This window comes from Sulfitobacter sediminis (genome assembly GCF_040811725.1).
GTDB lineage: Bacteria > Pseudomonadota > Alphaproteobacteria > Rhodobacterales > Rhodobacteraceae > Sulfitobacter > Sulfitobacter sediminis.
The window spans coordinates 1-12123 of the sequence record NZ_JBFNXX010000044.1; the positions used below are offsets into that span (position 1 = coordinate 1).

Below are 12123 nucleotides of genomic sequence, written 5' to 3' on the forward strand. Positions count from 1 at the left end.
AGCAACAGTCCAGAACCTCCGCAAACTTGCCAAGCTCAGACAAATTCCGGTGTGAAGAGCCGGGCAGAAACCGTTCGGCCATCAATTCAAACGAAATCCCCGGTCGACTTTTTCAACAGCATCCGGACAATGCGGCCCTTGCAGGCGCCCCTACCCGATGTCTCAGTAAGAAGCGGTCAGTCGATTTGTTGTGCCAGAAATGGGCTAACTTCATGAAAGAATTCATCAAAGCCCGCATGACCACGGACCATACAATGGTTTGAACCGGGAAGCTCCACGAATTCTGCAGTCGGTATCTCCCGCGCTGTTTCGCGGCCCTCACTGATGGGTGCAGCCATATCCCCTTGCACGTGCAAAACCAGGGTTGGGACGTTTAGCTTGTGCGCGTCGTCACGCGCGTCGACGTAAGCGTTCATAGCCATGATCCTCAACGCGGTTTCGGGGCTCGCAGAAATGCGTTGCATTTCATCGAAGCTGGCGCATTCTTCCGGAGTGGCGTCTGGCATGTAGCTGGATGTAAAGAATTGTCGGTAAACAGGATTTGGCGACCCCCAACCAGCTGAAACCATTGCTCGGGACGCCTCGTAGAACTGTTCAGCTTCAGGATTACCGCGCATCATTCTGCCACGGAGATATCCTCCTAGCAGGATCAAAAACTTGACCCTTTCCGGGTATCTGGCGGCAAATCGTACGCTGAAGGCTGAGCCTTGGCTTATGCCAAACAGGCCAAAACGGTCCAAACCAGCGGCGTCAGCAACTGCCACCATGTCATCGATCATCCTGTCCTCGGAAATGTCTTGAACATCCCAGTCAGAAAGCCCGTTCCCGCGCTGATCGAACCGAACCAGATGGCAGATCTTGGAGAACTCAGATAGGAACTCTCCCCAGACTGGGCTGGTCCACTCATATTCAATGTGGTTCAGCCAGTTTGGAGCCTTGAGAACCGGGATTCCAGTTCCAGTTGAGGCCCAGGCCAGGTTGACACCATCCGCCGACTTACAGAATTTCACGCGCTGTTGGTAGGAGATTTCCGGAACCTTGCGTTCCTGGAAGGCATTGGGCGTCCATTGCCATACCCGGATTGGACGGGTGATGTTTTTCACACGCTGCCCGCCCATGTCTCGAAACGGTTCATCGATCCTGTCTAAAACAGATTGATGAACGATATCTGAAACGCAGATGCCACCAGGCTCTGCCAAACCCTCTAACCTTGCGGCAACGTTGACACCGTCGCCAAAGATATCGTCCTCGTCGAAAATGACGTCACCGATGTTAATACCCACCCTGAATCGAATTCGCTGATCCTCTATTAAGTCTAACTCTTTCCGTCCCATCTCTTTCTGGATTTCCAGGGCGCAGCGTACGGCGTCCTGAACAGAAGCAAATGTTGCGAGCAGGCCATCACCAGTAGTTTTTACTATCTGCCCTCGGTTACGAGCGATCTCTGGATCAATTAGTTCCTTTCGATATCTCTTTTGACGCGACAAAACGCCCAATTCATCCGCTTCCATCAATCGAGAGTAACCAACCATGTCAGATGCCAGAATGGCTGAAAGTCTTTGTTCCATTGCGGTTTCCTCGTGTACGTGCCCGGTGACCTAGCACTGTTTGATGCGCCCAAGATGTTTGATCTGGGATGACTTTTGTTATCAGCTTACACGAAAAGCCGACCATTCTAGTGCCTGAACTTAGCATGATCTCACGCTGCAAAAAGACAGCCCCTCTGAGAGGGCAGGCTATCCCGAAAAGCTCGAATCCAAGTTGCTAAAGGTAACTATCGCTAACGGCAACAATGGGCTCGATGCCGTCATCTGAGTGTTCTTCTCAGATGTCCAGAAAACTACCTCAAGCGGTCACACAGGGTGGGACAGCGCCGGGGAAACGTCGCGTCTTGCATCTCAACGACCGCAACTACCGACACCAGGCATTCGCTGCAACTACCCCCGATGTCTAAGCTGCGGACGAAGCGGTCCTCGAATTGCCTGCTTTGGAGCAAGTTACCGCGTGCAGGAATGCAAAGCGACGAAAAGCGACTGCTTTCATTCTGGCATGACCAGACTGCGTGAGTTAGCCTTCGTCCCCAAGGGAAGAGAGAATGGAACGTAGGCTTTCGGCAATTCTCGCGGCGGATGTTGTGGGCTACACGCGCTTGATGGGTGCGAACGAAACGGGCGTATTGACCGCGCTGCGTTCACATATCGAGGACCATATCGCTCCACTGGTTTCTGAACATGGCGGGCGCATCGTCAAGCTGATGGGTGACGGTCTTCTGGTCGAATTTCCAAGTGCCGTAAGCGCTCTGCAATGCGCAGTTGGAATCCAGAGCGGGATGGAAAATCGCAATGCCGGGACCGCGCAGCAGCAGCGCATCGATTTCCGCATCGGCATCAATATCGGCGATGTGATCGTTGAGGGCGACGACATTTATGGCGACGGCGTGAATATTGCAGCACGTATTGAAAGCCTCTCAGAGCCCGGTGGGATACTTCTTTCCCAAAGTGCCCATGATCAGGTCAAGGGAAAGGTGAATGGCCAATTTCGCGACCTTGGACTGCAAACGCTGAAGAATGTCGCTGATCCCATAAGGGTCTTCGGTTTTCAAACTGATGGCGTAGCCAGGAAGCGACCGCCCCTGCTCAGACAACAGCTGGCACGCCGCATCGGTTTGGTGTTCGCGGTTCTGATCCTGATCGCGATCACCGGCGTTGGAATATGGTGGTATCAAGATGACACTTCTTTTGGGGGGCGTGCGGATTTTCAGCTACCCGACCGGCCCTCAATCGCGGTTCTGCCGTTCGAAACATTCCGAGATGATGAAGACTATCGCTATCTCGCCGATGGCATGTCCGAAGACATCATTACGCAGCTTGCGCGTAATGCCGAGCTTACAGTGATGGCGCGGTCAGCATCTTTTGCTGTGGCAGAGAAAACGCGTGACGCAGCTGAGATTGCGCGAGAACTTGGCGTTTACTACTTGCTCACAGGCAGTGTCCGGCGCAGCGGCGATCACCTCAGGATCACGACACAGCTGGTCGACGGGAAAAGTGGGAGGAATGTTTGGGCTGAGGCCTATGAGAGCACAGCGGAAACCGTATTTGATACGCAGGACGACATCGTCGAACGGATTGTCGGTTCTCTTTTCTCCGAAGTTCGCGAAATCGAAAAAGGCGAAATTCTGAGGCGGCCGCCGGAAACCTTGGACGTCTATGAACTCGCTTTGCGTGGCGTGGCGCGGAAGCATCGTCTGAACCCTGTAGATTCGGAATTGGCGAGACAAGATCTTTCTCGCGCGATCGAACTGGACCCAGACTACGCACCGGCTTGGCTTTACCTGGGTTGGGTTGAAGGGATAGCCATTGCCTTCGGTTGGGCTTCGGACCTCGGGCCAGCCGATCTGTCGTCGGCGATTGCGAAGATCGAGAAGGCCATTGAAATCGACCCGACGCTAGCGACCGCATTTCAGGCACTTGGTATACTTCGGTCTTGGGTTGGCGATACTGAAGGAGCGCTTCAAGCCGCGAGAAGGTCGGTGGAGCTCGGGCCGGGAGATGCAGACAACATCCTGTTTCTAGGCCGTGCATATGCCAATATCGGCGATTTCGACAAAGCGGTCGAAACAGCGCGGAAGGCTTTCGAGCTGAACCCGATCAGACCCAGTTACTATGATGCTGCGATGAGCCGCGCGTTGTGGGGACAGGGTGAATACGATGCATCTCTAAAGGCCGCGAGCGACTGTCTTGCCAAGACGCCGGGTTATTCAGCCTGCCAAGTATTCCAGGTTGCCAGCAACATCGCACTCAACAAGCCAGATAGCGCGTCCGAAGCGGTTCGAAGGCTCACAGAATTGTACCCAACTATGACAATCAGTGTTGCTGTCAGTGGTATGGGCTACGCTGGTGATCAGTCTGCAAATGCAAGGCTTGCCGAGCAACTGAAAGCCGCCGGACTTTCAGATTAAGTACAAGCAATGCGCCAACAAAGACCGCTTTGGGCTCTTCCGAGACATCTGACCGCTTTTGTCAGATGTCTGCAAAGCCGCGTTCAGAAGCCATTCGACGCGACGGGACCGCGCGGCGACGTCCGCTTATCTGCCTCAATGACCGCATCTTCAAACAGCTGACCTTGCTCTTAGCAACGTCTATGCCCGCAGTGCGGGACAAAGCCGACAGCTTAGTGCCATTGCCGGTTTCGCAAGCTAGAGTGATCTCTTAAACAGGTTTCACAACCAATCCTGAAGCTTCCAGCGGCTCCAAAAGGCTCTCAAGGCCTAACATCGAAGTAAGTGGCCGCAGGGTATAAAGGCGCAATGTGAAAGTGAAAAAAAAGCACGTAAAAGCCAAGCGACGATCACCGCCTGGTTCAATTCCAGGCAAGTTCGACGTTTCCGACTCTGCGGGAAAGCCCAGCATACATGTCATGGCTTTCGGGCCGAACAGTCTTGCTGAACGACAAATCTCCGACTTGGCCGATATCGAAGATATGCGGAAAGATTTTGCCACTGTTTGGGTGGACGTCATACAATTTGGAGATGCTGATCTAATCTCTGGACTAGGCAAGATCTTCGGTCTGCACAGCCTGGCCCTGGAAGATGCTGTCAACACGCACCAGCGGCCCAAGGTCGAGGAATACGACGATCAACTGTTCGTGGTGGCGTTAATGCTGGACGCGAAAGGGTCGATCGATACGGAGCAGGTAGCGTTCTTCATCGGCGAGGGCTACGTCGTTACGTTCCAGGAGAAACGGGGAGATTGCTTTGAAAACGTGCGCGATCGAATTCGTAAGGGCACCGGTCGCATTCGCACCGCAAGTTCGGATTATACCGCCTATGCTTTATTGGACGCCATTGTGGACGGCTATTTTCCGGCCTTGGAGAAAAGCGGCGACACGCTTGAACTCCTTGAGGACCATGTAATCAGTTCACCTAAGCCAAGCAACATTACCGAGTTGCACCATCTGAAGCGCGATCTTCTGCTCCTGCGCCGCGCGATTTGGCCACATCGGGAACTGTTTAACAGCCTCATCCGTGACGAACATCCACTCATTTCAAAGGAAACTAGGCTCTTCCTCCGAGACTGCTACGATCACACCGTACAACTGATGGACATTGTCGAAACATACCGCGAAATGGCTTCAGGACTGATCGATGTGCATCTTTCCAGTGTCAGCATGAAGCTGAATGAGGTTATGAAAGTTCTGACCATCGTGGCGACCATCTTCATTCCGCTCAGCTTCATCGCAAGCGTATACGGCATGAACTTCGATCGCGAGACATCGCCGTGGAATATGCCGGAGCTAGGCTGGTATCTGGGTTATCCCTTCGCGCTGCTCCTGATGAGCGCATCAGCCGGAGGACTCTTATGGTACATTTGGAAGAAAGGCTGGCTCCAATAAACGCCGTGGCAATTCTGTTTCGGGGCTCTTCTGAGACATCCGAGTCTTTCTATCGGATGACCTCAAAGCCGCCGTCAGCAGTCATTCATGCCTAGCTCGCGGCGCGGCAAAGTCCGCTTTTGCGCACAACGACAGCTCTTTCTAACTTCGGCCATTCGCTGCGGACACGATCGATGTCTCAGATGCGGACAATCCTGCCAGTGGTCATAATTGAAATTGCACAAGAGCTATGACCCCGCCTTTCTACATCTCCGCCTGCCCCATGCAGCCACAGTTGCAATAGCTGTAGGTCATAATTCCATAACCATTTTCTATGCTGTTCGAGGGCTATTCGTTATAAGGTATTAAACACGATCGGCCCTAACACAGGAGGAAAAAATGCCGGTATTCATGGTGGAACGTGACCTGAAAGGTATCGCGATGGAAGATCTCGCCGGTGCACAGAAAGCCGCCATTTCTAAAGCAGAGGAAATGCGCGCCGCGGGGACCGACATCCGATATATCCGCTCAACATTCGCACCGCAGGACGGCCGATGCATGTGTCTGTTCGAGGCTACATCGGCTGATGACGTACGATTACTGAACGATGAGGCAGGATTACCCTATAGCGGAGTGGTCACTGCAATGGACCTGACGCCGTGATTCTCTTCGCTGGCGGGAAGATGCTGTCTGGTCCAAGCAAGACTTCAGTGATGATAGCCTTTGACGTCTTGTGACCAAGATGCTCAAGTTGGCTCCTGACCGGAGACGTTCATTTGTCATCTAATCGGGATTGGCAAAACGATAAATCACTGCTGAAAATCATGCGCGAGCGTGAAGCTGCTTCGCGCGAAATCCTCCAGGTGATCTCGCGTTCGCGCGATGATAGTCTTCCAGTTTTCGATACGATCCTTGCTCACGCCCGAAGGCTTTGTGACAGCCTGCATGCAGGTCTCTTTCTGGTATCGGAAGACAAATCAGAGCTGCAACTTGCAGCCTATCAGGGCGAAGATGAGTGGCTCGTAGCGCTCCACTTCCAAAATCCTCCGAAGCTAGAGGATATAGGGAATCCAATGGTTCAAGCCGCAGTCTCCCGGTCTGTCGTCCACATCGAAGACACTGAGGCAGATGAATTGGGCCCAAGTCCAGGAACAGCAAGAAGTCTTCTTCACGTACCATTGCTCACGCGGGATGAATGTCATGGTGTTCTGAGTCTGGCTGGACGCGTTGTCGGCACCTTTAAAGACACAGATATCCAACTTTTTGAAATTTTCGCTGAGAAGGCGTTAATCGCAGTCGAAAATGTCCGTCAGTATCGCGCGCTAAGGGATAAGACCGAAGAAGTTCAGACGCTTAATAATACGCTCCAAAAGCAGGTCGAGGAGCAAGTCGGCGAAATCGAACGCATTGGCAAGCTAAAGCGATTCTTACCCACTGCTGTCGCAGAGACGGTCATTTCCTCCGGCTCAGAAAAGATGCTGTCGAGCCACCGCGCCCTACTGGGTGTGCTCTTCTGTGACATCCGGGGTTTTACCGCCTTTTGCGAAACCGCCGAACCCGAGGAGACCATCGAGGTGCTGCAAACCTATCACGAGGAAATGGGCAAGCTGATCAACGCGCATGGCGCGGGCGTCGACCACCGCATGGGCGACGGGATTATGGTGCTCTTCAACGATCCCATCCCCTGCGATGACCCGGCGGGTGATGCCGTCCGGCTGGCTATCTCAATGCGCGCGAAGATGGTTGAGCTGTCTAAGCAATGGAAGCGCCTTGGTCATAGACTTGGGTTCGGCGTCGGCGTCTCGCTGGGCTATGCCACCGTCGGTATGGTGGGCTACGAGGGACGCTCCGACTACACCGCGTCGGGCACCGCGATCAACGTCGCCTCGCGCCTGTGCGAAATGGCCGAGGACGGCGAAATCCTTCTTAGCACCCGTGCTGCCATAGCCGTAGAGGACGACTTCCCCTCCGTCTCGAAAGGGGAGGTCACGCTCAAGGGCATCCGCGAGCCGGTCGAGGTCTTTAGGCTGGATGAGGGCGCTACGGAATAGGAAGGAGATATTGGTTATGACAAACGCGGCGGCCGCTTCGGGCTCCTTCTAGCCATTAGCTGCGTTCTGCATCAAAGTCATCTGAGCGGGTATGGCAGCCATTCCACCATCTTGCTTGCGCTAATGGTAGCGGGTGTGCTCAGTATCGGCGATTACCGCTACGTCGCTTCCTGCGCTGGACAAAGAGCCACGGGGGCGAGGTGTTACTGGTCCAACTCGCTGGGACTCTGACCTGAAAGCGCATTTTCATTCTGAAATCTGAAACTTGGAGATATCGACATGAGTACCACCGGCAAACAGCTTTTCACTACGCTAGAAAGCGATGGCAAACTCACAGTCGCGATCGAGGACGTGTCTTTTCCCGATCCTGTCGGCAATCAGGTACTCGTGAAAATGGAGGCGGCGCCGATCAATCCGTCCGACCTCGCAATCCTTGCCGGTGCGGCCGATCTCGAAAACGCCGACTATTCGCCTGGTAAATATGTCGCCACCATGCCCGAGCCGTTCAATACTGGCTCCAAGGCGCGTCACGGGCTGAAACTTCCCGCCGGGAATGAAGGGGCGGGCGTTGTCGTCGCAACGGGTGACGGCGGCATTGCCAAGTCGCTGATGGGTCAGCGCGTCGCCTGTGTACCGGGTAACGCCTATAGCCAGTACTGCATCGCCGACGCGGCCATGTGCCTGCCGCTGGGCGATTACTCGGCTGAGGACGGGGCAAGCGCGTTCGTCAATCCCATGACGGCGCTGGGGTTCGTTGAGAATGCAAAAATGGACGGGCAAAAAGCGATCCTGCATACCGTCGGAGCCTCCAACCTGGGCCAAATGCTAACCCGTATCTGCAACGAAGATGGCATTGGGCTGGTCAATATCGTGCGGAAAGAGAAGCAGGCTGACTTGCTAAAGAAGCTTGGCTCCACCCATATCGTTAATTCATCGGACGATGACTTCATGCAGCAACTCGGGTCCGCAATCGACGACACCGATGCCTTCTACGGTTTCGATCCGATTGGCGGGGGAAAATCGGTCGACAGTGTTTTCAAGGCAATGGAACAGGTCGCGGTTGGTAAGATGACCGAGTATTCGCGCTATGGCTCCAACCAGCCAAAGCGCATGTTCATCTATGGACGGCTGGACGTCGGTCCGACCATTCTGACACCCAGCTACGGCTTTGGCTGGACCCTGTCAGGCTGGCTCCTGTTTCCCTTCCTTCAATCGGCCGGAATGGAAACCGTGAGCCGGATGCGCCAGCGTGTGCTCGAAAACCTGACGACGACCTTTGCCAGCCATTATAAGAAGCGGGTCGATCTCGAGGAGATGCTGACCAAGGAAGCGGTGATCGATTATCGCACGATGAAAACGGGTGAGAAATACCTCGTCATGCCTTGGAAATGAGGGACCTTTGCCAAGTGTTTGAGGTCGGTAGGGGTGTCTCGCGGACTATGGGCCATCCATGAGCCATGGCGCTCTGGCCTATTAAGTCCATTCTGACTCGCACAAAACATGAGTTTCTTAGACGTTCCCAAAAATCCAGTGATAGAGGCTATCAGGGCGGGCCACCCATTGACCTCGCAACCGCAACTTAGGCATCCGGGGCAAAAAAATCGCTACCGCCGCGGAGAAGGACAGCCTTTCTTTCTAAGGCGCAGCTGGAGTTTTGGGTTGTCGGGGTTGCTGCTGCAAACGTTAATAGCGGATCAAGCCCGCTCTCGGCTCTTCTGAGACATCCGAGAAAAATGGTCGGATGACCGGCAACCCATCGTAACCAGTCAATCATGATAGGCTCGCGCCGGGGCAACGTCCGTTTTTGCGCTGCAACGACTGCTCTTGCCAGCACGGACCATTCGCTGCGACTGCGTTCGATGTCTAACATGCGGGACTGAGCCGCCATCGGCGTTTGACCCTGTTTATCCGGATATCGGCAGCTTCGCGAACCGTGCTCTATGTGTTTTTCTTCGCCGTTTCTGGCCCAAAAGTGTTCTTGATTTCCGAAACGATGTCGGCCGGGAAGCCGCCCTCCTTGGCGTGCCGATAGATGTCTTCTTTGCTCTCAGCTTCATGCACACAGTACAGCTTGTCCCCAGCGGCATAGGTGTGATGCCAGACATAGGGAACTCCTAGGCCATCAACCACTGCATTTGACTTAGCCGCGATATCGCAAAGCTGTTCAGCGCTCAGTTTGTCGGCCCCTGGAATTTTTCTTTCGACAATGAATTTGGGCATATGACTATCCTCTTTGTTGAGGCGCTCTATCGCGCCAGGCACCGCCATAAACTGTTGGAAAGTCGGGCGGCAAATTGGGTTAAGCTCAGGCTTCTAACCAAGGTATGAAAACGTCGGCCTGGCTAAGGTGGTATGGGCGGCCTGGTCAACCGTTGAAGTAACCTATGAAACACCGACTGCAGCATCGACTTACGCCGCTGCCTGGGGAAGGGCATGTCTATTCATGGCCGCTCTGTAAGCCGGGCGTTGAGACGCATAGAGGTATACGGCCTCGATCTTCGGATGTGCCGCGAATAATGCTTGTCTGTTTGCAGACCACTCAGTGAGCATGGAGAGATAGTAATCCAGCGCTGAGAAGCCTCTTTTCAAGAACGACTTCGGCCCCGAGATCGCTTCTTCCATGATGTCGAAGAAATCATCCAAGTCAGCCGATGCTTTCCTTTCCACCTCAGCAATAGCTGCCTCCGATTTGGCATACCTTTCCGGGTGGTTCCAGCGAGCGACGGTGGGGTATCCCATCGTTGTCATGACATTCAGCCAAAACAAGAACTCCGACCTGTCCGTATCTCCAGGCTGAGGCGAGAGTCCGGCTTGGGCAAAGACCTCGCATAAGTGGGTGACTATTGCGCCGGTTTCCCCAATGGTCGATCCACCCGGCAGAGTGAGGGCTGGCACACGACCAGTCGGATTGATGCTGAGATAATCAGGGGCTTTGTGCTCACCGGCGCCCATATCGACGTAATGCAGGTCAAAGTCTGCTCTGGCATCTTGAAGCAGAGCATGCACGACGATCGATCCCGCCATATATTCCCAGTGAAGTAAGTACATTTTCGCCCCCTCAGATAGATTATCTTTGCCGCGTTCGATCTCACAGCGTTTCAGGGTCACCTTGGGTTAAGGAATGAAAGTCTGCACGCCAGATTATCCTTTGGGCCGTTAAACAAATACTTTAATGGCTTCCTCATGGTAGTATCTCATCTGAATGGACTGCGAGCGCTTGAAGCGACCCTTCGCCTGGGAAGCTTCACTGCAGCCGCAATAGAGCTTGGCGTAACGCCTGCGGCTGTCGGACAGCGCGTTAGAACGCTCGAAGAATACCTTGGAAGGGAGCTGTTCATCCGGACTCCGTTGGGCATAAAGCCGAAAGAGGAGTTGCTTCGTGTTGAAGCCCAGTTGACCGGCAGTTTCTCAGGCTTGGCAGCGGCAATGACCGAGTTGAAAAATCGAAATCCTAGTTCAAGACTTTCGGTCACTCTGCCTGCATCATTTGTCGAAAACTGGCTGACTTCCCTGATCTCTGAGTTCTATCAGCGTCATGCTTCCGTCGACTTGCGGTTGGACGCGTCCAATAGGGACGTCGATCTTGTGAGGGAGAACTTTGACTTTGCTGTTCGCTATGGGGCTCCGCCTGCGGAACATCTGCAGGGGGCGATATTGTTCGCAGATTATGTTCTTCCGGTCTGCTCGCCCGGCTTTGCTGAAAAGCACGTCTCTGATCCGTCCGTACGATCGCTGGCAAACACGCCTCTCATTCACATCGGCAACAGGACGAGCGATCCTAGCTGGGTCGGCTTTGATGGATGGGGCCGTGCTTTTGGCTTCGCTAGCGAACATCTAGATCACGGTGTGCACTTCACAAAAGTGAGTTCGGGACTGCAGTCGGCGATCGCTGGGCAAGGGCTAGTACTTTGTGGATTGGTTGAAGCGTTCAATTCCATCCGTTCCGGCCTCCTTATCGCACCGTTCGGACCGAAGATGAGCTGCAAAACGGATGGGCTTTACAGACTACTTTGGGCGTCGGAGCAGCCAATGGGAAGTCTGCAGTTGGACTTCAAGGAGTGGCTTCTGGAAAAGGCTGCCACATTCAGAAGAGACACGGAAACATTCCTTCGAGAGGGGGAAAATTGAGTGGTTTCCTTTCGACCGGTCCGGGCTCGAAGCAGCCATTCGCCGCGTGCTACTTCAATGGCTTCTTTGGCCCGCCCAAGCGGCCATTCAGTCGTCTGTGCTAGTCAAATAACCGTTCCAGACATGGCTGTTGCAACTGGCTCGCCTAGCCAAATCAGGAACTGGGAAAGGCTATCGACCTGATCGTCGTGTTTTCCTTTCGGAAACAAGCTGACCTCGTGCTGGAAGGTTGCGAGCCATGGGGCGTCTTTTGGGATCGCGACCTTCCCGCTTTCAATCAAAGGCGTAACACCCAGTAGACGTGTCTGCTTACGCGACACCTCGGAGGTCTTCAGATGTGCATGGGGCCCCTATGGATTCCTTGGAAAGGATTTGGATGCCTGTGGTTGCCACCTCATAATCCAAGGGACAAGATATCCTTGGGTCAGGACCTATTGACTGCTCAAGCTTTAACGGCAGCTTCTACCACGACCGGACGTCTGTCGAAAACACTGCTATGACCGAGTTGCGGAGATGCTGTTGAAAAAGTCGACCGGGGATTTCGTTTGAATTGATTGTCGAACGGTTTCTGCCC

Annotated in this window: 10 protein-coding genes; 6 read left to right on the forward strand and 4 right to left on the reverse strand. The window is 53.9% G+C overall.

Features of this window, described 5'->3' with window-relative positions; all coding sequences use genetic code 11:
* Nucleotides 1–176 precede the first annotated feature (176 nt).
* Nucleotides 177–1568, reverse strand: a complete 1392-nt coding sequence (locus AB2B41_RS22105; RefSeq protein WP_367879999.1) for an alpha/beta fold hydrolase — start codon at nt 1566–1568, stop codon at nt 177–179.
* A 527-nt stretch (nt 1569–2095) separates the two neighbouring features.
* Between AB2B41_RS22105 and AB2B41_RS22110 the strand changes: the two genes are divergently transcribed.
* The 5 genes from AB2B41_RS22110 (at nt 2096) to AB2B41_RS22130 (ending at nt 8813) form a co-directional block, all read left to right on the forward strand.
* Nucleotides 2096–3958 (forward strand): adenylate/guanylate cyclase domain-containing protein, encoded by a 1863-nt coding sequence (locus AB2B41_RS22110; protein ID WP_367880000.1) that lies wholly within the window; start codon nt 2096–2098, stop codon nt 3956–3958.
* A 503-nt stretch (nt 3959–4461) separates the two neighbouring features.
* Nucleotides 4462–5391 carry a magnesium/cobalt transporter CorA gene (gene corA / locus AB2B41_RS22115; RefSeq protein WP_367880001.1) on the forward strand — a complete coding sequence of 310 codons (930 nt, stop codon included), beginning with the start codon at nt 4462–4464 and terminating at the stop codon, nt 5389–5391.
* A gap of 378 nt (nt 5392–5769) precedes the next feature.
* A complete protein-coding gene (locus AB2B41_RS22120; RefSeq protein WP_164354483.1) occupies nt 5770–6033 on the forward strand; it encodes a DUF4242 domain-containing protein in 264 nt (87 codons plus the stop codon).
* A gap of 161 nt (nt 6034–6194) precedes the next feature.
* On the forward strand, nt 6195–7421 hold the full coding sequence (locus AB2B41_RS22125) for an adenylate/guanylate cyclase domain-containing protein (RefSeq protein ID WP_164354484.1): 1227 nt from the start codon (nt 6195–6197) through the stop codon (nt 7419–7421).
* A 279-nt stretch (nt 7422–7700) separates the two neighbouring features.
* Nucleotides 7701–8813, forward strand: a complete 1113-nt coding sequence (locus AB2B41_RS22130) for a zinc-binding dehydrogenase (RefSeq protein WP_367880002.1) — start codon at nt 7701–7703, stop codon at nt 8811–8813.
* 546 nt (nt 8814–9359) lie between these two features.
* Here the strand turns inward: AB2B41_RS22130 and AB2B41_RS22135 are convergent.
* The gene (locus AB2B41_RS22135; RefSeq protein ID WP_367880003.1) at nt 9360–9641 is read right to left on the reverse strand and encodes a DUF4242 domain-containing protein; all 282 of its coding nucleotides are present in this window, start codon (nt 9639–9641) and stop codon (nt 9360–9362) included.
* Nucleotides 9642–9830: 189 nt separating this feature from the next.
* The gene (locus AB2B41_RS22140) at nt 9831–10529 is read right to left on the reverse strand and encodes a glutathione S-transferase family protein (RefSeq protein WP_367880004.1); all 699 of its coding nucleotides are present in this window, start codon (nt 10527–10529) and stop codon (nt 9831–9833) included.
* A gap of 75 nt (nt 10530–10604) precedes the next feature.
* On the opposite strand from AB2B41_RS22140, the gene AB2B41_RS22145 reads away from it, so the two are divergent.
* On the forward strand, nt 10605–11549 hold the full coding sequence (locus AB2B41_RS22145) for a LysR substrate-binding domain-containing protein (protein WP_367880005.1): 945 nt from the start codon (nt 10605–10607) through the stop codon (nt 11547–11549).
* Nucleotides 11550–11653: 104 nt separating this feature from the next.
* On the opposite strand, the gene terL is transcribed toward AB2B41_RS22145, so the two are convergent.
* On the reverse strand, nt 11654–11869 hold the full coding sequence (gene terL, locus AB2B41_RS22150) for a phage terminase large subunit (protein WP_367880006.1): 216 nt from the start codon (nt 11867–11869) through the stop codon (nt 11654–11656).
* Between the last annotated feature and the right edge of the window lie 254 nt (nt 11870–12123).